25 protein-coding genes are annotated in these 23565 nt (G+C 68.3%); 11 read left to right on the forward strand and 14 right to left on the reverse strand.

Annotated features, from left to right (window positions below; all coding sequences use genetic code 11):
* Positions 1–165: 165 nt before the first annotated feature.
* Positions 166–981: an ABC transporter permease gene (locus CRT60_RS13560; RefSeq protein WP_098736895.1), complete on the reverse strand. Its 816-nt coding sequence runs from the start codon at positions 979–981 to the stop codon at positions 166–168.
* Positions 978–1766: an ABC transporter ATP-binding protein gene (locus CRT60_RS13565; protein WP_098736896.1), complete on the reverse strand. Its 789-nt coding sequence runs from the start codon at positions 1764–1766 to the stop codon at positions 978–980. Before CRT60_RS13565 ends, CRT60_RS13560 begins: the two co-directional genes overlap by 4 nt.
* A gap of 156 nt (positions 1767–1922) precedes the next feature.
* On the opposite strand from CRT60_RS13565, the gene CRT60_RS13570 reads away from it, so the two are divergent.
* Genes CRT60_RS13570 through CRT60_RS13580 form a run of 3 tightly spaced genes read left to right on the forward strand, consistent with a single transcriptional unit; the run spans position 1923 to position 4782 of the window.
* The gene (locus tag CRT60_RS13570) at positions 1923–3038 is read left to right on the forward strand and encodes an ATP-grasp domain-containing protein (protein ID WP_244592471.1); all 1116 of its coding nucleotides are present in this window, start codon (positions 1923–1925) and stop codon (positions 3036–3038) included.
* A complete protein-coding gene (locus CRT60_RS13575; RefSeq protein ID WP_098736897.1) occupies positions 3035–3943 on the forward strand; it encodes a RimK family alpha-L-glutamate ligase in 909 nt (302 codons plus the stop codon). The genes CRT60_RS13570 and CRT60_RS13575 overlap by 4 nt, the downstream gene beginning before the upstream one ends.
* Complete coding sequence (locus tag CRT60_RS13580) at positions 3940–4782, forward strand: RibD family protein (protein WP_098736898.1); 843 nt, start codon at positions 3940–3942, stop codon at positions 4780–4782. Before CRT60_RS13575 ends, CRT60_RS13580 begins: the two co-directional genes overlap by 4 nt.
* A 41-nt stretch (positions 4783–4823) precedes the next feature.
* On the opposite strand, the gene pqqA is transcribed toward CRT60_RS13580, so the two are convergent.
* The 9 genes from pqqA to CRT60_RS13625 all read right to left on the reverse strand — a co-directional run bounded on the left by pqqA (position 4824) and on the right by CRT60_RS13625 (position 13524).
* A complete protein-coding gene (pqqA, locus tag CRT60_RS37790) occupies positions 4824–4904 on the reverse strand; it encodes a pyrroloquinoline quinone precursor peptide PqqA (RefSeq protein ID WP_098736899.1) in 81 nt (26 codons plus the stop codon).
* A gap of 418 nt (positions 4905–5322) precedes the next feature.
* Positions 5323–5850, reverse strand: a complete 528-nt coding sequence (fae, locus tag CRT60_RS13590; protein ID WP_280177216.1) for a formaldehyde-activating enzyme — start codon at positions 5848–5850, stop codon at positions 5323–5325.
* Between the two features lie 303 nt (positions 5851–6153).
* Positions 6154–6525 carry a hypothetical protein gene (locus CRT60_RS13595; protein ID WP_098736900.1) on the reverse strand — a complete coding sequence of 124 codons (372 nt, stop codon included), beginning with the start codon at positions 6523–6525 and terminating at the stop codon, positions 6154–6156.
* Positions 6526–6671: 146 nt separating this feature from the next.
* Entirely contained in the window at positions 6672–7646 is a 975-nt protein-coding gene (locus CRT60_RS13600) for a PQQ-dependent catabolism-associated beta-propeller protein (protein ID WP_098736901.1), read from the reverse strand.
* 27 nt (positions 7647–7673) lie between these two features.
* Positions 7674–8858: an ABC transporter substrate-binding protein gene (locus CRT60_RS13605; RefSeq protein ID WP_244592472.1), complete on the reverse strand. Its 1185-nt coding sequence runs from the start codon at positions 8856–8858 to the stop codon at positions 7674–7676.
* A 55-nt stretch (positions 8859–8913) separates the two neighbouring features.
* Positions 8914–9660: a formylmethanofuran dehydrogenase subunit C gene (locus CRT60_RS13610; protein ID WP_244592473.1), complete on the reverse strand. Its 747-nt coding sequence runs from the start codon at positions 9658–9660 to the stop codon at positions 8914–8916.
* Between the two features lie 5 nt (positions 9661–9665).
* The gene (gene fhcD, locus CRT60_RS13615; protein WP_193548425.1) at positions 9666–10589 is read right to left on the reverse strand and encodes a formylmethanofuran--tetrahydromethanopterin N-formyltransferase; all 924 of its coding nucleotides are present in this window, start codon (positions 10587–10589) and stop codon (positions 9666–9668) included.
* Positions 10589–12265 carry a formylmethanofuran dehydrogenase subunit A gene (locus CRT60_RS13620; protein ID WP_098736904.1) on the reverse strand — a complete coding sequence of 559 codons (1677 nt, stop codon included), beginning with the start codon at positions 12263–12265 and terminating at the stop codon, positions 10589–10591. The genes fhcD and CRT60_RS13620 overlap by 1 nt, the downstream gene beginning before the upstream one ends.
* The gene (locus CRT60_RS13625) at positions 12259–13524 is read right to left on the reverse strand and encodes a molybdopterin-binding domain-containing protein (RefSeq protein WP_098736905.1); all 1266 of its coding nucleotides are present in this window, start codon (positions 13522–13524) and stop codon (positions 12259–12261) included. The genes CRT60_RS13620 and CRT60_RS13625 overlap by 7 nt, the downstream gene beginning before the upstream one ends.
* A 293-nt stretch (positions 13525–13817) precedes the next feature.
* Between CRT60_RS13625 and CRT60_RS13630 the strand changes: the two genes are divergently transcribed.
* Genes CRT60_RS13630 through CRT60_RS13655 form a run of 6 tightly spaced genes read left to right on the forward strand, consistent with a single transcriptional unit; the run spans position 13818 to position 19370 of the window.
* Entirely contained in the window at positions 13818–14834 is a 1017-nt protein-coding gene (locus CRT60_RS13630) for a beta-ribofuranosylaminobenzene 5'-phosphate synthase family protein (protein WP_098737043.1), read from the forward strand.
* 16 nt (positions 14835–14850) lie between these two features.
* On the forward strand, positions 14851–15759 hold the full coding sequence (locus CRT60_RS13635) for an NAD(P)-dependent methylenetetrahydromethanopterin dehydrogenase (RefSeq protein ID WP_098736906.1): 909 nt from the start codon (positions 14851–14853) through the stop codon (positions 15757–15759).
* Positions 15756–16760, forward strand: a complete 1005-nt coding sequence (gene mch, locus CRT60_RS13640) for a methenyltetrahydromethanopterin cyclohydrolase (RefSeq protein WP_098736907.1) — start codon at positions 15756–15758, stop codon at positions 16758–16760. The genes CRT60_RS13635 and mch overlap by 4 nt, the downstream gene beginning before the upstream one ends.
* Positions 16757–17611: a triphosphoribosyl-dephospho-CoA synthase gene (locus CRT60_RS13645; protein ID WP_098736908.1), complete on the forward strand. Its 855-nt coding sequence runs from the start codon at positions 16757–16759 to the stop codon at positions 17609–17611. Before mch ends, CRT60_RS13645 begins: the two co-directional genes overlap by 4 nt.
* The gene (locus tag CRT60_RS13650; protein WP_244592474.1) at positions 17608–18534 is read left to right on the forward strand and encodes a quinoprotein relay system zinc metallohydrolase 2; all 927 of its coding nucleotides are present in this window, start codon (positions 17608–17610) and stop codon (positions 18532–18534) included. The genes CRT60_RS13645 and CRT60_RS13650 overlap by 4 nt, the downstream gene beginning before the upstream one ends.
* 11 nt (positions 18535–18545) lie before the next feature.
* Positions 18546–19370 (forward strand): quinoprotein dehydrogenase-associated SoxYZ-like carrier, encoded by an 825-nt coding sequence (locus tag CRT60_RS13655; protein ID WP_098736909.1) that lies wholly within the window; start codon positions 18546–18548, stop codon positions 19368–19370.
* A 25-nt stretch (positions 19371–19395) separates the two neighbouring features.
* Here the strand turns inward: CRT60_RS13655 and CRT60_RS13660 are convergent, their stop codons facing one another.
* Entirely contained in the window at positions 19396–19740 is a 345-nt protein-coding gene (locus CRT60_RS13660) for a hypothetical protein (protein WP_098736910.1), read from the reverse strand.
* Positions 19741–19894: 154 nt separating this feature from the next.
* The gene (locus CRT60_RS13665; protein ID WP_098736911.1) at positions 19895–20089 is read right to left on the reverse strand and encodes a hypothetical protein; all 195 of its coding nucleotides are present in this window, start codon (positions 20087–20089) and stop codon (positions 19895–19897) included.
* A gap of 298 nt (positions 20090–20387) precedes the next feature.
* Between CRT60_RS13665 and tcuA the strand changes: the two genes are divergently transcribed.
* Positions 20388–21755: an FAD-dependent tricarballylate dehydrogenase TcuA gene (tcuA, locus tag CRT60_RS13670; RefSeq protein ID WP_098736912.1), complete on the forward strand. Its 1368-nt coding sequence runs from the start codon at positions 20388–20390 to the stop codon at positions 21753–21755.
* Positions 21742–22866 carry a tricarballylate utilization 4Fe-4S protein TcuB gene (gene tcuB / locus CRT60_RS13675; RefSeq protein ID WP_098736913.1) on the forward strand — a complete coding sequence of 375 codons (1125 nt, stop codon included), beginning with the start codon at positions 21742–21744 and terminating at the stop codon, positions 22864–22866. Before tcuA ends, tcuB begins: the two co-directional genes overlap by 14 nt.
* Positions 22867–22896: 30 nt before the next feature.
* On the opposite strand, the gene CRT60_RS37045 is transcribed toward tcuB, so the two are convergent.
* On the reverse strand, positions 22897–23565 hold a 669-nt coding region (locus CRT60_RS37045; RefSeq protein WP_475369089.1), incomplete at its 5' end, for an aldehyde dehydrogenase family protein.

A 23565-nucleotide genomic window follows, 5' to 3' on the forward strand; every position in this document is an offset into this window, starting at 1 on the left:
ACTCTGTTGGCGATACTGACAATCAGTTTGATCAAATAAAAATAGGCTGTGAAGATTATTTTCCGTTACCGTTCGAAAGTTTTCGAAAGAGGCGGAATAACGGGTAGGGAGAAACCGAAGAGTTAATCCGGAAAATCGCAAACGCCGAATCCGACGCTCCCGATATCAGGCTTGTTCGGCCGGGCCACCCCGCCGCGCCCAGAAACCGCGCCCCGGATCGTAGGCCAGAACCGCCGCACCCAGGAACAGGGCGAGACAGCCGGCCACCCATAGCAAGGCACTGACATCGACTCGGAGATACAGGCTGAAACGGATCAGTTCCACCGCCTGGGTGAAGGGGTTCCAGGCGGCGATCTGATAGAGTGCCGGGCTGCCCTCCCTGATCCGCCAGAGCGGATAGAGGGCGGAGGAGGCGAAGAACATCGGGAAGATCACGAAGTTCATCACCCCGGCGAAATTTTCCAGCTGCCGGACGAAGGACGACAGCAGCAGGCCGAGCGCCCCCAGCATCAGTCCGCTGAGCAGCAGCGCCGGCAGGGCCGCGAGATAGCCCAGCGGCGGCGGCTCCACCCCCCACAGCCACGCGATGCCGAGAAACACATAGACCTGTGCGATCGACACCGCGACACCCGCCAGCAGCTTGGCGACCAGCAGGTACCAGCGCGGCAGGGGACTGACCAGCAGCGTCCGCATGCTGCCCATCTCGCGGTCATAGACCATCGACAGCGAGTTCTGCATGCCGTTGAACAGCTGGATCATCGCGACCAGCCCCGGAACGACATACTCGTCGTAGAGGATGTATGTTTCGTAAGGCGGGATGATCGACACGCCCAGCACGGCCCGGAAGCCGACGGCGAAGATCGCCAGCCAGACCAGCGGCCGGACCAGGGCGGCGAAGAAGCGCTCGCGCTGGTGAAGGAAACGCAGGCCTTCGCGCACGATGATGCTGCGCAGGCAGTACCAGTAGGTTGCGGCGCTCATGGCCGGCGCTCCCCTGTGGTCAGGACGGCGAAGGCGGCGGGCAGGGCGGCGGTGGCGGTCTCGTCGCAGACCGTCCGCACCGTGCCGGAGGCGCGCAGCCGGCCCTGGTGCAGCACGACGACGGAATCCTCGTTGGTCGCCTCGTCCATCAAATGGGTGGCCCACAGGACCGCCAACCCCTGCTCCCGGCACAGCGTGCGGACATGGGTCAGAATATGGCGGCGCGAGTCCGCATCCAGACCGACCGTCGGCTCGTCGAGCAGCAGCAGGCTCGGCCGGTGCAGCAGCGCACGGGCGATCTCCACCCGCCTTCGCTGACCGCCGGACAGGGCACGGACCTTGTCGTCGCCACGGTCGGCAAGGCCGATGCGCGCCAGTTCCTCCCGTGCGCGGGCTTCGCAGTCGGAGGGCGACATTCCATGCAGGCCGCCGTGATAGCGCAGGTTCTGCCGGACGGTGAGATCGAGGTCGAGCGTCGGCTGCTGGAACACCACGCCGATCCGCTCCAGCGCGCGGGTCGGCTGGCGCCGCAGGTCGAAGCCGAAGATGCGGATGGCGCCGGTCCGGTTGGAATAGAGCCGGGTGATCAGCGAGAACAGCGTGGTCTTTCCCGCCCCGTTCAGGCCCAGCAGCATGGTGAAACCGCCGGGCGCCACGGCGAAGGACACGCGATCCAGCGCCAGGCGCTTGCCGAAACTGTGGCTCAACTCCTCCACCGCCAGGGCGGGAGGGCCATGGATCGCAGGAATCGGCTGAGGTTCCGCAGGGATCGCGGCTTCGTACATCCTGTCTTCCCCAGGACACACCCTGTTCGATGCCGGAGTCAAATCCGGTGGGCGGCGGTCGCCATGCTTCGGAAGGGTCATTGCAAAGAGAGCGTTCGCGCCTGATTGTTGGCATTGCAAACGATTGTTCAAGATGCTTTTCCGAGGGGGTGGAGCTTGACCCCGACGGCAGTTCCGGAATTCGTCGTGGTTGCGCTGTCGGCACGGGCGCTGGCAGCCAGCGCCTGCCGCGGCGGGCGCAGCGTCGCCGCCATCGATCTGTTCGCCGATGCGGATACGGCTGCCATGACCGCCCTCTGCCTGAACCTGCCGTCGCGCCGGCTGTGCATTTCCGCCGGCGCATTGCGGCGGGCGCTGGCCTTGCCCGAATTGCGCAGGCTGCCGCTGGTCTATGGCGCCGGGTTCGAGGACCAAGCCGATTTGTTGGCGGCGCTTGCCCGCGTCCGGCCGGTGATCGGCAACCGCGCGGAAGCGGTGGCGCAGGTGAAGGATCCTCTCGTTTTTGCAGCGCTGCTCGCCCGTCTCGGCATTCCGCATCCGGAGGTCTCGCTGTCGCTGCCGGACCGCGACGGCTGGCTGGTGAAGCGCGCAGGTGCCAGCGGTGACGGCCACATCCGGCGGGCCTCCAGACGACTGCCGGCCGGCCATTATGCCCAGCGCCGCATGGGCGGGCGTCCGGTGTCCCTGCTGTTCCTGGCCGACGGCCGTCGCATCCTGCCGGTGGGCTTCAGCCAGCAATGGGTGGCGCCGGCACCCAGGCAGCCCTACCGTTACGGCGGGGCGGTCGGCCCGTTGCCGGCTTGCGGGAGGCTGGGCACGGCGATGATCGATGCGGCGGCGGCAATCGCCGAAGCGGTTGGGCTGGTTGGGCTGAACAGCGCCGATTTCCTGGTCGGGTCCGCCGGATGGTGCCTGCTGGAGATCAACCCGCGGCCGGGAGCGACGCTCGACCTGTTCGACCGACCGCCGATGCCCAGCCTGTTCGGCCTGCATCTGGCGGCCTGCGCCGGGCAACTGCCGGCCGCACTGCCACCGCTTGCCGGCTGCCGCGCCGCCACGGTCGTCTATGCCACGGCTCCGGTCCATTTGCCGGAGGGCCTGCGCTGGCCGGACTGGACAGCAGACCGCCCGCAAACCCCGGCCTATATCCCGACCGGAGCGCCGCTCTGCACCGTGCTCGCCGACGCAGACGGCCTGCTGGACGCCCGGCGCCTTGCCGGCCGGTATGCCCGGACGCTGTGCAGGTTTCTCGCCATGGTGGAGGCGGCATGAGCGGCGCAGTCGCCTTGTTCACCGACGGAGCCGATTGGCACGCGGCACGCCTGGAGCGGGCATTCGCGCGCCGCGGTGTCGAATGTCGGCGCGTTTCGTTGAGCACCTGCGGCTTTGCGGTCGGACGGACGCTGACCGATCTTCTGCTGCCGGGCTTTGGCGACAGCCTGCCGTCCGGTGCTTTCGTGAGGGTGATCGGTCAAGGCAGCTTCGAACAGGTGACGCTGCGGTTGGGAGTGCTTCATGCGCTCGACCGGCTGGGCGTCCCCGTCTACAACACCGCCCGGGCCATCGAACGCTGTGTGGACAAGAGCGCCACCAGTTTCCTGCTGGCCCGGTCCGGCCTGCCGACGCCTCCCTCCGTTGCCGTTCAATCCGCCGATATGGCGCGTGCTGTGGTGGAGAACACGCCGGACTGTGTGCTGAAGCCGCTGTTCGGCGCCCAGGGACGTGGCCTGCGCCGCCTGTCCACCCCAGACGACGTACCGGAATCCGAGGCGGTGGCCGGCGTCTATTACCTTCAATCCTTCGTGCCGCCGCGCCGGGAGGGCGAGTGGCGCGATTGCCGGGTCTTCGTCGTGGGAGGGCATGCGGTGGCCGCCATGATCCGCCATGGCCGCAGCTGGATCACCAATGTGCATCAGGGCGCCCGCTGCGAGGCCATGGCGCCGGACGGCACCGCCGCCGATCTGGCGGTGCGCGCCGCCGCCGCCGTGGGGGCGGATTATGCCGGTGTCGATCTGATCGCCGATCCTGGCGACGGCGACCGCTGGCTGGTGCTGGAGGTCAATTCGATGCCGGCTTGGCAGGGCCTGCAATCGGTCAGCAAGATCGACATTGCCGATGCACTGGCCGCCGATTTCCTGGGCCGGATCGATGCCGTTTCATCGAGGGAACCGCGATGACTGCCCGGCTGCTGCGCCTCTATCCCGGCGTGCCTGAGGACATCGCACTGTCCGGCGCCTATCTCGCCCACCGCCTGCATGAGAAGGGGAGTGCCGGCGTGCCGTTCGTCTATGCCAGCTTCGTCGCCAGCCTGGACGGGCGCATCGCCTTGCGCGACCCCCCCACCGGGGAAAGCCGGCTGCCGGCCGGGCTTGTCAGCGGCAACGACTTCCGGCTGTTCCTCGAACTTCAGGCGCAGGCGGATTGCCTGGTCACCCATGGCGGTTACCTGCGCGACCTTGCGGCGGGGCGATTGGACGACGTTCTGCAAATCGGCACACAGGCGGCCACGGAAGATCTGGCGCAGTGGCGGGTGGATAACGGCCTTTCACCCCAGCCTGCCGTGGTCATCGCCAGCGCCAGCCTGGACTTCCCGATGCCGGACTCGCCTGCAAGGCATGGTCAGCGCGTGATCGTCGCCACCGGTGCAGGGGCTCCGGCCGAGCGGGTCGCGCACTGGCGGCGCGCCGGCTATGAGGTGCTGCTCGCCGGTGCCGGCGCGTCGGTGGACGGTGGGGCGCTGGTCCGCGAACTCGGCAGCCGGGGGCTGCGCAGCATTTATCTGCTGACGGGGCCGCGGATGCTCGACACCATGCTGCGCGATCGGGTGCTCTCGCGGCTTTACCTCACCACCGCGCATCGCCTGCTCGGTGGTGAGAGTTTCCACACCATGCTGTCGGGCCCGGAGTTGGGCAATGCCGGCCGGCTGCGGCTTTGCGCGCTGCACTACGATGTGGGCGCGCCGGACGATGCGGGGCAGTTCTTTGCCCATTTCGAGCCGCTGCCGGCCTTGAGTTGACGACGTGCAAGGATGTTCGAGAAATGGATCGCCTTTGCCGGTTACAAACCGGCGCAGGCGTAGGCGTTGATTTCGGTGCCGACCGAAATCTCGACAATCTTCGGCTTGCGCCAGGTCTTCATGTCCGCATCCTCCGCTGGAATGGGCGATCAGGCAATATTGCCGCGGGAGCCCACTAGGAAATTGTACCCGTGAGTCCGCAAGTCGGCCATCATCCCAATGGATAGTCCTAAGATAATTTGGGATGGATTTGCTGCGATGCAGAAAGAATTCTGGGGGATCCGCTTGTTAGAATTAGAAAAAATCTATGCGTCACCCGCTGATTTGCCGGAGAGTTCAAAATAAATATCTTTTGTTAAAAATATAAATGAAGTTTCCGGCGATGGCCGAAGGTGTCGTTCTCTTCGGTTCGCGGGTAAAGAGATGTTTGGCGCATGGACGGTATCCGGTCCTATCGCGCTGGCCCGGATGCGGCCGGTGGCGTACCCCATGACGGTGATCCGGACACCGCCATCCAGCAGGACGCCACCGGACCCGGTGTCAGGCGGCGAAGGGATGCTTGGCCGAATCCTTCTGGTTCAGCAGATCCTTGAGGGTCGGATAGCCGGACACCGCGCGTTCGATGGCTTCCTTGGTGGCGCGGTAGTTGTAGTCTTGGATCTTGGCGTTGTCCTTGGCTTCCCAATGGATGAAGACGCCGACGCAGATGAAGATGTTGTCGATCTCATCCTGCGGGATGGTGCCGGCGGCGACACAGTCGGCGACCGCCTTGGCGACGCCATGCTGGGCCGGCCCGAACATCTGCACCGCCTGTTCCGCCCCCTTGATCGTCACCTTGTTGAACAGGATGGTGGAGGGTTTGCATTGCAGGTTGGGGGCGATGACCGCCAGAAGGCTGGTAAAGCCGTCCTTGTTGTTGGTCAGCGCGTTGCAGAAGGCGGTTTCCGCCGCACTGCCGCGCGGTCCCATGATCAGGTCGATATGAGCGACCTCGTTGCCGTCGCCGACCAAGGATTCGCCCACCAGCACGCGATTGATTTTCGGGGATGACCCCTGCCACATGCCCATCGCCGCTTTCTCCCATGGATTTTGAAATCATTGGAGGACCGTCGCGGTCATGCGGGCATGTCGATCCAGCATGATTGATAGCCGGGTAACTACGGCCACGGCGTCGGTCACGGCCGGCATTATGGCATCTTGTTTGTTTTGCCAACAAACTCTCAAAAGAGGTCCGGAGTAACTTGAAATCGCAACTGCCGCCGTCCCGTTGACCGGATAAGGACCGGGATGGCACGGCCTTTCGGGCTGCGCTACCCCATCTTCGGGAGGGCGGCGGTTGCTGGTCCGTCGGGAAACCGGAAATGCTCCCGGTTACTGGCTGTCCTGCTTGCCGGTCGATTGGCCCGAGCCACCTTGGGTCACGGGAGAACCGCCGATCACGCCCTGTCTTTCCTGTTGGAGGGAGCCGCCCGGAAGCTGTCCGGTCGGGGCGCTGGTGCTGTCGGTGGAACTGCCGGAACTGCCCTGCGGGACCGGAGCGCCGCCGATGGCGCCCTGGCGCTTGCCGGGCAGGGAGTCGGGCGGCAATTGTCCGGTGGTGCCGGCTGGGGCGTTCTGCGTGCTGGTACCGGTGGAGCCGCCGGTCGGATTGCCGCTGGATTGCGCCGAGGCCGGCAGCGCGGCAATCGCAAGGCCGGCGGCCAGTGCGAGGCTTGTCAAGGGAAGGGTGGTGAAGCGTTTCATCGTGGGTCTCCGGGGATGGACAATCCTGGCGAGGCGGTTCAGACCGTCCGGTCCTGCCGCACGCCGCGTCGGGCCATCGTCGACGGTTTGCCGACGCACCCGGCCATCCCCATCAACCGGCCGGTCCGGCAAGGGGTTCCGTCCGCTCACGGCTTGACGACGATGCCCCAGGGCGCGCCGCCGACCGGAATGCTCTTGATCACCTTGTTACGCTCCAGGTCGATCACCGACAGATCGTTGCTGATGCCGTTGGTGGTGTAGAGCCGCTTCTCGTCGGGGGAGAAGGCGAGGTTCCACACGCGCTGTCCGACCAGGAAATAACGCTTCACTTCGAAGCTGCCGGTGTCGATCTCGGCAATGCGGTTCGCCGGACCCAGCGCCACGAAGGCGCGCTTGCCGTCCTTCGTCATCTGGATGCCTACGGCCTGGATGGCCTCGCGCCGGACGCCGGTGACCTCGAAGCGGATCTTCTTGATCACCTTGTGGGCCGCCGCATCGATCACGCTGACCGTGCCGCCGATCTCGCTCGACACCCAGACCTGCTTGCCGTCGTCGGTGAAGCGGGCGACGCGCGGCCGGCTGTCCACCAGCACATTGCCGACGACGGCGTGCTTCTCCGTGTCGATGAAGTGCGCCATGTTGGTGGTTTCGGAGGTGTTGACCAGAATCTTGCCATCGGGGCTGATCCCCATCCCTTCCGGCTCGACGCCGACCTGTATGTTGCCGATGGCCTTGCGTTCGGCGACGTCGATCACCGTCACCATGTTGTCGTTCTCGTTGGCGACGTAGAGTTTCGTCCCGTCGGGCGACAGCACGAACAGTTCCGGATCGGGACCGGACGGCAATGTGTGGACGATCTTGCCGCTGGCGATGTCCACCACGTCGATGCGGTTGTCGTCGCCGACGCACACGTAAAGCTGCGTCCCGTCGGCGCTCAGCGTGATGCCGCGCGGACGCCGGCCGACCTTGATCTTGTTTTTGATCTGAAGGCTGTCGCCGTCGACCACGGCGATCTGGTTGTCCTTCTCGTTGGACACGAAAATGGTTTCAGCGAGCAGGGGCTCGGCAACCAGGACCGGGCCGGCGAGAAGCAGCAGGGTGCAGGACAGCAGGTATCGCATGGTGTGGTCCGCCTTGTTGGGTCCGCCCTATCGGTTGAGACGGCATTTGCTTTCCGGCGCATCGTCGCCGAGCGTGTCGAGAGGTGTGACCGGGTGCAGGAACCCCTCCTGCGGCGACACCGAGACCAGCATCCGCGGCCCGGCGATCAGGATGGGCTGGCGCATCTGGCCGTCCCAGGCGCGGAAGGACAGCGCCTCGCCCTTGAAGCCCGCCAGCTCGAAATCGGGGCTGTGCAGATAGCCGGTCAGGCTATCGAAGCCGGTGGCGCCGGTGCGGGCCGCCGCCTCCCCGACGCTGCGCACCGCCAGCCAGGCGGCATAGTCGCGTGGGGTCATCCAGCGTCCGGCCAGCTTTTCGAACCGGCTTTGCAGCTGGGTGCCGCCCCACTGTTCGTTCACCCGCGACCAGGCCGTTGCGGTCAGCCCCTGGGTGCCGGCGACCGGGCGTGGATACCAGGTGCGTCCGTCGAGATAGTCGCCGAAATCACCCGCTTCGTCGGCGACGACCAGCACGTCGTAATCCGGCCCCTGGGTGGCGAGCGGGATGTCGGACTGGATGGTGGTGACGCCGGTGTCGGTGCGTCGGTTGCCGGTGTCGAAGGTCCAGGATTTCTCATCGACGATCCGGCCGCCGAAGCGCTTGGCCGCGCGGCGGACGGCCTCGGCATAGAGCGCATTGCCCGGGTCGCGGCCGGTCATCAGGCTCCACCGCGGCCATTTCTTCCAGGCGAGATACTGTGCCAGCGCATCGGCCAGCATGCGCCGGCTGGGGGCGGTGTGCAGGATGTTGGCGCGGCATTGCCCGTTGCGCAGCGCATCGTCGGTGGCGCGCGCGTTGAAGAGCACCATGGGCTTGGCTTCCGGCCGGTCGGCGGCGGCGAGCAGCGCATCGGCCGGCAGATCGGCGACGACGAAGCGGACACCCTCGTCGGCCAGCGCCTTCACTCCGGCGGAGATGTCGCCGTCCTGGGGCAGGACCTGCTCGACCAGCCGGTAGCTCTGTTTCAGAAAGACGCCGGTCGTGTTGTTGTCGGCGAGCGCCAGTCGGGCCCCCTGAAGCCCTTCGTCGGTCGCGACCGGCTCCAGGAAGCTGAGTGGGGTGCGCGGATCCTCCTGGCGTGCCAGATAGCCGATCAGCACCACCGTGGCACCGGGGTCCTGCGAACCGCTTCCCTGGGCGGCTGCCGGTGGCGCAAGGGCCAGTAGTCCCAAAAGCGGCAGGGCCGCGGCAACCGGTTGCCACCGCTTCGATAAGTCGGATCGTCGTTCAGGCCATCGCCAGAATCTCACCATGCCCTCCCTCCGCAAGGTCGCCGATGAACCGATGGGCGCGGGTGGTGCCCGCACGCTCGAACCAGCTTCCGGTTCCCTCCAGGGCGCGCCGCAGAAGGTGCAGGAACAGCCAGTCCCGCATGCCGCCGTCGGCAAAGCCGCCGGGTGCTTCGTTTTGCGCCCTGCCCAGCAGGAGCGTGCCGCGCCGCATGCCGAATCCCGGATGCGGACCGCAGCCGCCACCGGCGGCCAGCGTCCCGGCGACCATGAAGCCGGCGGCATAGGCGCCGACCGGCCCGTCGACGACGACGATGCCGCGCCGCATCCGTTCGGATGCCCGGTCACCGGCGCTGCCGCCGACGCTGATCAGCCCGCCGCGCATCCCCAGCGGCAAGCCGGGCAGGGCGCCGCCCAGCGCATCCCCGGCATTGCCGGAGATGCGCAGCAGTCCGCCGCTCATCCCGGCACCGGCATGGCTGCCGGCATCGCCCTCCACGAGGATGCGTCCGGACGCCATGCCGGCGCCGACCCGGTGCAGGACGGCCTGCACCGGCCGGATCAGCAGGCCTTCGGCCGCGTCGCCCGCCGACACGTCGAACATTCCGCCGACGTCTGCCACTCCACCGCCACAGGGCAGCGGCAGTCCGGCGACCTCATCGGCCGTCAGGCCGGCCAGACGTTCGGGCAGTAGGGCGGACATGTCCACCGCCATTCCGGCATCGCCGCGGAAGGTGAGGGTCATGCCGCTCATTCCGTCACCTCGCCCATCACCTCATGGAGGTGGAAATGGTGCGGGCCCAGCTTGCCGCCGTAATTCCCGGCGGTGATCGCCAGCACGCCGGCCGCCGTCCCCCCGGCCGCGGCGGCGGCGATGCCAGCCCGCATGCCGGTGCGGATCGCCGCCTCGTCGATGCCGTCCAGCACCAGTTCCAGCACCGCTTCGACGTTCGGGGCCAGCAGCGTTTCCGGTTCGACCGCCCGCAAGGTCGGGCAGAATCGCGTGTTGGTGGAGGCGATCAGCGCCTTGTATTTGGACCCCACCTTGGACCCCGACCGCACCACCCCGCCGGGGAAGGGCAGGATGACTCCGGGCAAGGACCGGATCGCCGCGACTGCCGCCTCCGCCGCGGCGAGGCACTGACGGTGGCTGGCGGCCAGGATCAGGAAGTTGCCGCCGCCGATGCCCTTGGCCACGGCGACGCTGTCCTCGCAGACGAACTCGCCATCCATCACCGGCAGTCGCCAGAAGCGGCGGTCGCCGAATTTCTTGGAAACCTGGTGCCCGTCGCCGAAATAGCGCAAGCCCCCGCCGAGCGGAATGCGCTTGGTCCCCTGGAGGAGCCCGGCATAACAGGCCGACCCCGGCGAGGTCATGATGCACTGCCCGACCCGGTTGACCACCAGCTTGGCAAGGTCGCCGGTGGACATGCCGAAGATCATCACCGCGGCGCCCGGCCGGCTGTCCGGCGTTTCCTCCGGCGTCAGCAGCCGTTCCACCGCCGCCTCGCAACCGCAGCCGATGACCGAGGTGGCGAAGCCGGTCAGGCTGGATGTCGCCGCCTCCACCCAGGCGGGCGTGTCGGCGGTGATGACCAGCCGTGTGTAGGTCATCGGAAACGCCTCGGCAAAGGTGTCCTCGATGCGCACGCCGTTGATCCGCATCTCCGCCATCACGGCACCTCCCGCCGCCGGCAGGGATGGAGCTGCGGGCCGGCGCCATGGCGGATTTCCGCGTCCTGGATGCGGAAATGCTTGATCGGCAGGCCGAGTCGCTCGTCGAAATGGCGGGCGATGCGGCGCTCGATCAGATCGTCGAAGCCGGGGCGGACGACATGGGTGCAGCCCTGCGCCATCGCCACCAGCACGCCGTCGCGCACCACCAGCCGGCCGCTCTTGAAGACCAGATCGGGCCGTTCGAACATCGCGCGGCGGTCCGGCAAATCGCTGTAGACGGTGATGTCTGCCGAAGCGCCCGGCGCCAGATGGCCGCGGTCGGCAAGCCCAAGGATGCGGGCCGGCGCCGCACGGGTCATGATGGCGATCTCTGCCAGCGTGTATTCGCGGGTGATGGAGCCCAGCGTGGTGTGGGCCGGCGCGTCGGGATGGATTTCGGCCAGCTTCGCCAACCGGTAATCGCGGTCCATCAGCAGCCGGATCAGTTCCGGATAGAAGGTGAAGGGCGCGCCGTTGGGATGGTCGGTGGTCAGGAACACCCGCCAGGGATCGTCGAGCAGCAGGAAAAGCTCCAGCCCGATCGCCCATTGCAGCGCGTTGACATAGGACGTATCGCGGTAGCGGAAGGGGACCACGCCGCAGCCGGCGTCGCATTCGATGTCCATCGCCAGCCATTTGCGGGGGTGGGCAAGCGGTGCTGTGTGGCGTTGCGCCATGGTGTCGGCCGATGCCGTCACCGTCTGCCCGAACATCACCTGCCCGATGTCCACCGACAGGGTCGGCGTCCTGTTCACCGCCTCCGCCAGCGCCGCGGCACCCGAGGAGAATTTGCGGTCTCCCGCCGTGTCGTAGCTGTGGAACTGGATGTGCGTCATGTGCATCGGCAGCCCCGATGCCGCCTGGATGGTGTCGAGCGTCGTCGCGACGTTGCCGGGAACCCCCAGATTGCAGCCATGGACATGCAGCGGGTGGGGCAGTCCCAACTCGTAGACCGCACGGGCCAGCACCGTCAGGACGTTGCGCGGCGTGACGCCGTAATGCGGCCCGGCCTCATCCAGGTCGAGCGAGCGGGCGTTGAACTTGAAGGCGTTGATGCCGCCGGGATTGACCACCTTGACGGCAAGGCTCTGGGTCGCCGTCAGCATCCAGGCGACATAATCGTTGACCGCCGCCTGCCCGGCGTTGGTGGCGATCAGGTCCAGCAGGAAATCGTCGTTTCCCAGGACCAGATAGCCGCCGGTGTCGATATAGGGGATGTCGCTCATCTCCAGATGCGCATGCCGGGCGTTGGAGCCCAGCATCGCCGGCTCGAAGGCGGCGGTGAATCCCATCTCGATATAGCGGGCGCCGGTGGTGTGGGTGGAGGGCGTGGCGATGCCGCTGCCTCCCCCGATCCTATCGTGGCCGCAGGCATGGCCGGCGAAGCGGTGCCGGTCGTGCTCCTCTCCCATCAGCAGGCGGGCGAGGTTCACCTTGCCGCCGGCGATGTGGCTGTGGATGTCGATGGCCCCGGCCATCACCACCTTGCCGGTCACGTCATGAACCGCGTCCGGCGTCGCGCCCGGCCCCGGATCGGCGGCGATGCGGTCGTCTCGCAGCCAGAGGTCGGCGACCTCGCCATGCCGCCCGTTGGCCGGGTCGAACAGCCGCCCGCCGGCAAGCTTCGTCAGCATCCGGCGGCCTCCCTGGTTCTGGCGTTTTGGCCGAGTGCCGCCAGCATCCGGTCGATCACGCCGGCGACGCTCGGCAGGCCCCTGTCGATCAGGGCGCCGGCATGGAGAGCGACAACGCTGTCGGCGCGGAACACGTCGCCGGGATGGTCGATGCCCGGGGTGCCCACCGGAATGAACAGCGCCGGCTCCGGCGCAACACTCGTCTCCGGCGGCGCCAGCATGATGACGCTGCCGCCGGTGGCGAGGGGCGGTGTCTCCGGGCGGAAGGCGGAAATCCACAGCGTCACGTCGGCATCGCGCAGGCGCGTGCGCCAGTCGAAGCGTTCCGGATCGTGCAGCGGTCCGCCACCATCGAAACCGGTGCGCAAGGGAAAGCCGGTGCGCCAGCCGCAGGCCTGATTGGCGCCGATCAGGTTGTCGGCCCCGGACAATGGAAGACCGGCGCACCGCGTGGTGCCGTCCACCGTGCGGATCAGGCGCACCAGCCCCTCGACGATCAGGTCCGGCTGCGGCCCCTCGAACAATCCCGCCGCCCAGACCACCACCGCATAGCGGGCGGAACGCAACCGGGCCGCCAAGGCCGCCATCGGATCGTCGTTCGCCAAACGCCCGGCCAATGCCGTCCTCAGCCTTCCGACCAGCGTCGCCAGATCGGTTTCCGCGCCGGTGTCCACCCCGCTCGTTTCGAGCCTGCCGCCAAGGCACCGCACGGTTTCCGGCAGCGGTGCCCCGCCCAGGAAAACGACGCTCCGGCCATTGCCGTCAGCGAAGGCCGGTTCCGGGACCACCCAGCGTTCCCACAGGCGCGGGAAGGCCGCGGCCGGGTCCGGCCCCACGACAAGGACGAGGTCGCAGCGGTTGCGCAGCTCTGCCAGCGTGGTCACCGACCAGCCGAAGCGGCGCAGGACCGACAGATTGCGGAACAGGGCATCCGAGCGCTCATGATCCACGGTCGCGCCGATGCGTTCGGCGAGGCTGAGTGCTGCGAGCACGCCGTCCACATCGGTTGCCAGTCCGGCGATCAGCGGCGCGCGGCTGGATCCCAGCAGCCGGACCGCTTCGGCAATGGCATCGTCCATGGAAATGGCGGCTCCGCCCAGGCGGGCATCCGTCGGCACCGCCATGGAGCGTCGGAATAGCCGGTCGGCCTGCGGGCAGCCGCTCGGCCGCGGGGCGATGCCGGACGGGTCCCGGTCGATCCCGATGTCGCCGCAGCCGAGCCCGCAGAACGGGCAGAGAATGTCGGGGTGGAAGGTCATGGCCCCCCAATCGTCTGAGCGGGATGAGTGAAGTCAGACCGAAGAATTCAAGCAGAATTCAAGGACGCTGGCGATCTTCGCCACGATCCTCCCAAGAACCGGCCCCAACATTGAGGGTCCGATGCTTGGACATGGTCGGTCCCCGACAGGCAAAGCGTCCGCTTCATGCCCGGTTTCCTCCCTGGATATGTCTTGCCCCGTTCGGGCTACCGCGCGTGGATACTCGTTCGCGCTACGGACAATTTTGTTCGTAACGCTAACATTGTGCGGTGACCCGCGCAAAGGGAATGCAGATGAGCCACCAGCGCAATCGGATAGGGGAGGTGTGGGTCCGTGCGCCTGCGCGCCTGCATGCCGGCTTCGTCGATCTGAACGGTGGGCTGGGGCGCCGCTTCGGCAGTCTCGGCATCGCCATCGACCGCCCGGCCATCGCCCTGCGTGTCCGGCCCGCTGACCGGCTGACCGTCAGCGGTCCATCGGCGGAGCGTGTCCGCCGCAGCATCGAACGGCTTGGGCGCGAAGCCGGATTGCCCGAAGCCGTCGCGGTGACGGTGGAGGAGGCGATCCCGCCCCATGTCGGGCTGGGCTCCGGCACCCAGACGGACCTCGCCGTCGCCGCGGCGCTGGTTTGCCTGGAGGGGCGCGGCACGGCTGCCCGCGATCTGGCCCGCGCGCTGGAGCGGGGGGCCCGGTCCGGCATCGGGCTGGCGGCCTTCGAGCAGGGCGGGGTGCTGCTCGACGGTGGCCGGGGTGGGCTCGACGCCGCGCCGCCGGTGATCGCGCGGGCGCCATTTCCGGAGGAGTGGCGCATCCTGCTCTTGCTCCATCGCGGCGGCCACGGCCTGCACGGCGCGCCGGAGGCCGAGGCATTCCGCCGGTTGCCGCCCTTTCCGCCCGACGCCGCGGCGCATCTGTGCCGGCTGATGCTGATGGTCGCCCTGCCGGCGTTGGCCGAGGGCGACGTCGACCGGTTCGGACAGGCCATCGGCGAGCTTCAGCGCACGGTCGGCGACCATTTCGCGCCCGCCCAGGGCGGCCGCTTCACCAGCCCCCTGGTGGCGGACGCGCTGGCCTGGCTGGAGGCGCAGGGGATCGCCGGGGTCGGCCAGAGCAGCTGGGGGCCGACCGGCTTCGCCGTCATCGGCGATTCCCGACAGGCGGAACGGCTGGCCAGTGAGATGCGCACGCTCTGGACCGGTTCACCGCTGGAGGTGACGGTCTGCCGCGGGCGGAATGTCGGTGCGACGGTGCGGAACCTGTCCGCCGAGGCGGACTTCACGCCCGCGATGCGGCGGGCAGCCGGGGAATGACCGGAGGGAGACAGGCATGGGCGCCCCTTATGTGCTGCACATGATCACGCCGCTGGAGAATGTCAGCCCGTTCGACGTCAACATGGCGGTGGATGCCGGCATCGACACGGTGGTCCCCTACACCGGCATCGGGACCGCGCAGGTCGAGGCGCTGACGCAGGACGCCATGTTCTCCCGCGATCCGAAGAACGCGGCGCGCACCGGCCTGTTCATCGGCGGGCGCGACGCGGCGATGGCGCTGGACATGCAGGAGGTCGCGCGCAAGGCGATGTTCCCGCCCTTCCGGATCTCGGTCTTCGCCGACCCGTCGGGCGCCTTCACCACCGCCGCCGCCATGGTCGCCGTGGCCGAACGTGCGCTGCGGCGGCTGGGGGTGGAGGGCCTGACCGGCCTGGATGTCCAGGTCTATGGCGCCACCGGCGTCGTCGGCGGGATCGCCGGACTGATCGCCGCCCAGGCCGGCGGCCAAGTCACCCTGGTCAGCCACCGCGGCGTGTCGGCCGTGGAGGGCAAGGCGGAGGAGTTCGGCCGGCGTTATGGCGTCACGCTGTCCTGCGCCGACACATCGGCCGGCGGCAAGGCCGCGCTGATGGAGCGGGCGGAGGTCGTGCTGGCCTGCGGCAAGGCGGGGGTGACCGTGCTGACCGCCGACGAGTTGCGTACGGCCAAGCGCCTGCGCGTCGCCGCCGACATCAACGCCGTGCCGCCGGCCGGTGTGGAGGGTATCGGCGTGCAGGATGACGGCGCACCCCTGCCTGCCCAACCGAACGCGGTCGGCATCGGCGCTCTCGCCATCGGCAACGTCAAGTTCAAGGTCCAGCACCATCTGCTGGAGCGGATGCAGACCGGTGGCACCGCCGTTGCCTTCGATTTCCAGGATGCGATGGACGCGGCGCGGACCATTGCCGGAAAGGGCAAATCATGACTCAACATGCGCCGACCGGGCGCCCCAGCCTGTCGGCCCTGTCCGCTCCGCTCGCCGCCGCTCTGGTCGCCGATGTGGTGCGGTTGCGGCTCGGCATCGACCGCGTGGCCGGCGCCACCATCGTCGATGGCGGGATGGCCCATCCCGGTGGGCTGGAAGCCGGACGCCGCATCGCCGAGCTGTGCATGGGCGGTCTCGGCCGCGTGACGCTCCAGGCCGACACCCGGTCGGACCGCTGGCCCGTCCAGGTCGCGGTGCACAGCACCGATCCGGTGCTGGCCTGCCTCGGCAGCCAATATGCCGGGTGGAGCCTGTCGCACAAGGACGAGGGCGGCTCCTTCTTCGCGCTCGGTTCCGGTCCCGGCCGTGCGCTCGCCCGCAAGGAACCGCTGTTCGACGAGCTGGGCTACACGGACAGCGGCGACCATGCGGTGCTGGTGCTGGAAAGCGGCACCGTCCCGCCGGCGCCGCTGGTCGAACGGATTGCCGCCGGGTGCGGGGTGGCGGCGGAGCGGCTGACGCTGGTGCTGACGCCGACGGCCAGCCTCGCCGGCACGGTGCAGATCGTTGCCCGCGTGCTGGAAGTCGCCATGCACAAGGTGCACGCATTGGGCTTCCCGCTCGGCCATGTCGTGGACGGCATCGGCGTCGCCCCGTTGCCGCCGCCCGGCAAAGGCTTCGTCGAGGCGATGGGGCGGACCAACGACGCCATCTTGTTCGGCGGCACCGTCCAGCTTTTCGTCACCGGACCCGACGATGCCGCCGCCGATCTGGCGAAACGCCTGCCCAGCACGGAGTCCCGCGATTACGGCCGCCCTTTCGCCGAGGTGTTCGCCACGGTGAACAAGGACTTCTACGCCATCGACCCGCTGCTGTTCGCCCCGGCGCGCGTGGTGGTCACTGCACTCGACAGCGGCCGCAGCTTCCACGGCGGGCATCTTGCCTCGGAGATGCTCGACCGGTCCTTCGGTGGGGCGGAGGGCGCGGGAACGGCGGGATGAACGCTGCGACCGCGGAACTGTTCATGGCCGTCTGCCGGGCGGAGATGATGGCGCTGAAGCCCGGCAACGTCCATGTGCATGCCGCCGGCCATGGCATGACGGTGGAGGACTTCCTTCTGTCGGCGGAAGCCGCGGCGCCCGAGATCGCCCGCTCCGGTGCCCCGGTCGGGGACCGCATCCTGCGGGCGGTGCAGGCCACCCGCAGGGCGGTTGGCTGCAATACCAACCTGGGCATCCTGCTGCTGTGCGCCCCGTTGGCCCGCGCCGTCGAGATGCCAGAAAGGCGCCCGCTGCGGGACAGGCTGGCCGCCGTGCTGGCTGTGCTGACGGTGGAGGATGCTGAGGCAGCCTTCGAGGCGATCCGCCTCGCATCGCCCGGCGGGCTCGGTCGTGCCGCGGAGCATGACGTCGCCGGCCCGGCGAGGGGGGATCTGCGCACCGCCATGGCGGCGGCCCGGTCGCGCGACCGCATCGCCGCCCAATATGCCGACGGCTTTCGGGACGTCTTCGACATCGGCGTTGCCCGCGCCCGGTCGATGCCGGACAGCGACGCCGTTACGCTCGCGGAGGCCATTTATCTGGAGTTCCTGACCGCCTTCCCCGACAGCCATATCCTGCGCAAGCATGGGGAGGATCGCGCCACGGCCGTGCTGTCCGAAGCCCGCGAGGTGCACCGGCAGGTCGCTGCGGTATCCTCGGCGGCCATCCGGCGGGAGCATCTGTTCGTCTTCGATGCGCGCCTGAAATGGCAGGGCATCAACCCCGGCACCTCCGCCGACCTGACCGTCGCCAGCCTCTTCGCCCATCGTCTGGAGGACCGGGATGCCGACTGCAAAGGCACACGGACATGAGGACCGCCATCGGCCTCAAGGTCGGCGGCGTTGTGCTACGCCTCCTCGTCGCAGCTCTGCCTGCGTCGGCGGAGCCTCTGCCGGTAACGGAAGTGGCGCCCGGGGTCTTCGTCCACCAGGGAGCCATTGCGGAACCGGCGCCGGACAACGCCGGCGATACGGCCAACATGGGCTTCGTCGTCGGCGACAGCTTCGTCGCGGTCATCGACACCGGCGGCACGCCGCAGTTGGGGGTGCGTCTGCGCGAGGCCATTGCGGCGCGGACCGGCAGGAAACCGGTCATCGTCATCAACACCCACATGCATCCCGACCATATCTTCGGCAATGCCGCCTTCGCCGGCGTGCCCATCGCCGGCCATGCCAACCTGCGCGACGCGCTGGCTGCCCGCCAGGAAATCTACCGTCAACGGCTGACCGAGGAGCTGGGCTCCGAAGCGGCGGCCGGAATCGCCCCAGTCCGGGTGGACCGGCCGGTGGCCGAAGACGTGCGGGTCGACCTCGGCAACCGCATCCTTGTGCTGACCGCCTATCCGACCGCGCACACCAACAACGACCTGACCGTCTTCGACCGCAAGACGGGAACGCTGTTCACGGGCGACCTGCTGTTCGTCGACCATGTTCCGGCGGTCGACGGCAATGCCATGGGCTGGCTTCGGGTGATCGACCGGCTGGAGCGGGTGCCGGCGGTGCGTGCCGTCCCCGGCCATGGGCCCGTCCGCGTGGCCTGGCCGGGAGCGCTGGATGCCCAGCGGCGCTACCTGACAGTGCTGGTGGAGGGCGTGCGCCGGGTGCTGACGGCGGGTGGCGGCATCCAGGATGCCGTCGCCCATGTGGCGGAGGAGGAACGGGAGCGCTGGCTGTTGTTCGATGCATACAACCCGCGCAACGTCACGGCGACCTTCGCCGAACTGGAATGGGAATAGGAGCGGGAGCGATGATGCGATATCCGCCGATGGGGCTGCTGGCCGGCCTCCTGATCGTCCTGTCCATGCCGGGTCTTGCCGCCACCGATGCGGCGGAGGATGCCGCGCGCTGGGACATTCTGCACGACATGTATTTCAAGGACCGCCCAATCGAGGAGGCGGGCACCCTCATCCGCATCGACGCGCCGGCCCGCGCCCATGACGCGGCCCTGGTCCCGGTGCGGATCGAGGTGGAGCCGTCGCTTCGCCTGAAATCGCTGTCCCTGCTGGTCGACAAGAACCCGGTGCCGCTGGCCGCCACCTTCCGCTTCGGCCCGGCCAGCGCCGGCAGCGGCATCGAGACCCGCGTGCGCGTCAACGAATACACGAACCTCCATGCGGTGGGCGAGACGCAGGACGGCCGTTTGCTGATGACGGCGGTCTACGTGAAGGCCGCCGGCGGCTGCTCCGCCCCCGCCGTCAAGGACCCGCAGGAGGCGATGGCGCGTCTCGGCCGCATCAAGGTGAAGCTTCCGGAAGCGCTGTCCCCCGGCAGCCCCGCCACCGCCCAGGTCATGGTCAGCCACCCCAACAGCAGCGGGCTTCAGTTCGATCAGGTCAGCCGTACCTACATTCCCGCCCATTATATCCAGTCGATCCTCATCCGTGCCGGCGGCCGGACGGTGCTGGAGGCGGACACCGACATTTCCATCAGCGAGGACCCGAACCTGCGCTTCAGTTTCCTACCCACCGGTGGCGGCAGCCTGGAGGTGGTCGCGCAGGACACCAAGGGCGCCACCTTCACCCACAGCGTTCCTTTGACAGCCGCTGCCGCCAAGGGCGATCCGGCACTGTAGCCTTCCCTCAGAAACACTTGCGCGCTCAGAAGCACTGGCGGTCGGCGGCGACCTGGGCCTGGCGGAAGCGGTCCATCAGGTCCTTGGCCCATCCGGAGCTGCGGAAGAGTCCGGCCCGCTCGCCCGGCAGGTCGGCCATCACCTTCACCGTCTCGATAGCGGTGTAGTCGTCATAGGTGATGCGGTCGGCGATGGCGTCGATGCTGCACGCGCATTTCTCCATGACGATGTGCGACTGCCCGTTCGACGCCATGCAGGCGATCACGTAATCGGCCCGCGCCGCCGTGGGGTAGTCGTTGGCCGGGCCGGCGGCTGCCGGAGCAGCCGACAGCAATGCCGCGGCAAGGATGAACGCGATGCGAACAGGCATGCCCAAACCCCTTCCATCCCTGTCCATGGGTCTGCGCCCATGGACCATCCATGATTGTCACATATAACAATCATGGATACGGATGAAGTTGGGGGGCTCAAAAGAGGTGGGTCTCTTTCGAGGAGATGCGATGGAGCCACCGGATCCTGTGAGGTCAGATCTGGCGCGGTTCGCACTTCCAGCGGCGCACGGTGTATTTCGGGTGCTGCTCCGCCCATTCGGCGGCCCGGAACAGGCCGGTGCGCGAGCAGGCCATCGCATTGACGAATGGCTCCTGGAATTGCGGGCGTTCGACGGTGCAGCGATCCGGACTGGAAACAAGGCAAACCACGAAGATCAACTCGATCATGACAACTCCAGCCGTGATGGAGTGGGGAGCGACCTCGGTTGGGCGCCTCGATCCGGCGGGCGGCCGTCCAGGTTCATGAGCGGGGATTATATTGCACTGCACACAAAATCCGTGCAGGAGTCAAGCATGGCTTATGGAAAACCAATTTTGCCTTAACAAGGCGACACAGCCCATCGTCCCGCTGCGCTGTGTCGCAGGTGCCGGCTCTTCCCATGCGATGCCGTCCGGCGCTAAAGCCATGTTTTCCAGGCTTCGTCCGGCAGACCGGGGGCGGACCGCCTTCTGCTGCGACGGATCGATGACCCGTGTTTCGTGCGACTGCGATGTTCTGGTGGTGGGCGGCGGCAACGCGGCGCTCTGCGCCGCAATCGCGGCCCGCCGGGCCGGTGCGTCGGTCCTGCTGCTGGAGGCCGCATCCAAGTCGCTGCGCGGAGGGAACGCCCGCCACTCCCGCAACATGCGGGTCATGCACGGCGCACCGACAGCGTGGGTGCGGGGGCGCTATCCGGCCGACGATTACCATGCCGACCTGCAACGGGTGGCCGGGGCTGCCGTAAAATCCGCCGATGACGAGCTGGCGCGCCAATTTATCGACGCCAGTGCCGACATCGTCGATTGGCTGACCGGCAACGGCGTGCGGTTTCACCGCGGCACCGACGAAGTCCTGCCCTATTCACGCAAGACCGCCTTCTTCCTGGGCGGGGGGAAGGCCCTGATGAATGCGCTCTACGCCACGGCGGAAGCGCTGGGCGTCGTCGTCCGCTACGACGGCGCCGTGCGCACCCTGCATCTGCGGGACGGGCCGCCGGCCGTCACCGTCGGCGATGCGGACATCCCCATCCGGGCAGGAGCGCTCGTCGTCGCCTCCGGCGGGTTCCAGGCCGATCTCGGCTGGCTGCGGCAGCAGTGGGGTGGGGCTGCCGGCGAATTCACGATCCGCGGCACCCCGCATGCGACGGGCGTCCCGCTGAAGGCGCTGCTGGAGGATGGGGCGGACCCGGTGGGGGCGGCGGACCACTGTCATATGGTGGCGGTGGATGGCCGCGCTCCGCCGTTCGACGGCGGCATCGTCACGCGGCTGGATGGGCTTCCCCATGGCATCGTCGTGGATCGGGACGGCCGGCGTTTCGCCGACGAAGGGGCGGTCGTCGGGCCGTCGCGCTACACGGCCTGGGGGGAACTGGTGGCCCGCAGCCCCGGTGCCGTCGCCTTTTCGGTCTTCGATTCCGCCATTGCCGAGCGGTTCCGGCCCTCCATCTTCCCGGCGATCCAGGCGGACAGCGTCGGCGGGCTGGCCTCGGCTCTGGGCATCTGTCCGCCGGTGCTGGAATCCACGGTGGCGGCCTTCAACGCTGCGGTCACCGGCGGCACGACGGCGGGCATCCATCCACCGAAAACCCGGCTGGCCGCGCCGATCACGGTTCCGCCCTTCGGTGCCTACCCGGTTCGGGCCGGCATCACCTCCACCTGCCTGGGGGTGCGGGTCGATGGGCGGGCACGTGTGCTGCGGCCGGACGGGACGGCCATCGACGGAGTCCATGCCGCCGGAGTCATCATGGCGCCCAACATCCTGGGAACTGGCTATCTGGCGGGGAGCGCCATGACCATCGGCGCCGTGTTCGGCCGCATCGCCGGTCGGGAGGCCGCAGCTCATGCCCTGCGCTGACGATACCCAACGGATCGCCGCGGAGGCCCGCCGGGCGCTGGACATCTGCAACGCCTGCCAGTTCTGCGACGGCTACTGCGCCGTCTTCCCCGCGCTGAAATCGCGGCGATTGGTCTCGGCGGAGGATCTGACCTTCCTGTCCAACCTCTGCCACAACTGCCGGTCCTGCCATCATGCCTGCCAATACGCGCCGCCCCACGCCTTCGACCTCAACCTGCCGAAAAGCCTGAGCCTGGTCCGGCAGCAATCCTACCGCGACCATGTCTGGCCGCCGCTGCTCAGGGGACGATTGCCCCATGCGGGATGGCCCGCGGTTGCCGTCATGGCTGCCGTCGTCCTGTCGGCGGTCGCCCTCGTGGTCGTTCCGGCCCTGCTGTGGGTTCCGCCGGAGACGCTGTTCGGGCGACAGTCGGGGCCCGGCGCCTTCTACCGGCTGGTGCCGTGGCGGGTTATTGCCGGTGTCGCCGGGGGGGTGATGCTGTGGTCGCTGCTCGCCATCGGCTTCAGCGTCGCATCCTTCTGGCGCGGCATGGGGCCGGCGCCGGCCGGCGTGCCGCTGTTGCCGGCGCTGCGCGATGCCCTGTCCGACGCCGCCACATTGCGCAATCTCGGCGGCGGCGGGGCCGGCTGCAACGACCGGGATGAAGGCTTTTCCCAGGCGCGTCGCCGCTTCCATCATGCGTTGTTCTACGGGGTGATGCTCTGCTTCGCCTCGACCAGCATGGCGACCGTCTATGACCATCTTCTGGGGTGGCCGGCGCCTTATCCGTTGACAAGCCTGCCGGTCCTGCTGGGCAGCCTTGGCGGGGTCGGCATGGTGATCGGCACGGCAGGGCTGGCTTCACTGAAGCTGCGCGCCGATCCCGCACCGGTGGCGGCAAGCCTCACCGGTGCGGACTGCGCCTTGCTGGCTCTGCTGTTTCTGGTGGCGGCCAGCGGCCTGGGTCTGCTGGCTCTGCGCGAGACGGCGGCGATGGGACCGCTGCTGCTGGTCCATCTGGGCCTCGTCCTCGGCTGGTTCGCGACGCTGCCCTACAGCAAGTCCCTGCACGCACCCTTCCGCTTCGCCGCCCTGTTGCGCGCTGCGATGGAGCGGCGGGGCAGGGGCTGATTTGCCACTGCCCCCCGTCCCGACAGACGGTCAGGCGCGCCCCAATTCCCCATCGACCCGGCGCCAGATCCCTTGCGGGTTGCCGTCGCGCAGGGCCTCCGGCAGCAGGTCGGCGGGGATGTCCTGGTAGCAGACCGGACGCAGGAAACGGCGGATCGCCAGCGTGCCGACCGAGGTGCTGCGCGGGTCGGAGGTCGCCGGGAACGGGCCGCCATGCACCATCGCGTGACAGACCTCCACCCCCGTCGGCCAGCCGTTCGCCAGGATGCGCCCGGCCTTGCGCTCCAGCGTCGGGATCAGCCCGGCCACCGCCGCCTTGTCCTCCCCGTCCATCTGCAAGGTCGCCGTCAGCTGCCCTTCCAGCCTTTCCGCCACCGCCGTCATCGCCGCCACGTCCGGGCAGCGGATCAGCAGCGAGGCGGCGCCGAACACCTCCTCCTGCAACTCCGTGTCGGCCAGGAAGGCGTCCGCCGTGGTGGTGAAGAAGGCGGCCTGCGCCTGGTTCGGCCCGCTGCAGGCCAGACCGCGGGCCAGCGTCGTCACGGCACCGCTGCCGGCCAGCTTGGCGACGCCGCTGTCGAAGGCGGCATGGATGCCCGGCGTCAGCATGGTCGAGGCCGCACTGCCGCCGATGGCCTCCACCGCCGCGGCGACGAAGCGGTCGAGGTCCGGCCCGTCCACCGCCAGCAGGATGCCGGG

The organism is Azospirillum palustre (assembly GCF_002573965.1).
Classification (GTDB): Bacteria; Pseudomonadota; Alphaproteobacteria; order Azospirillales; family Azospirillaceae; genus Azospirillum; species Azospirillum palustre.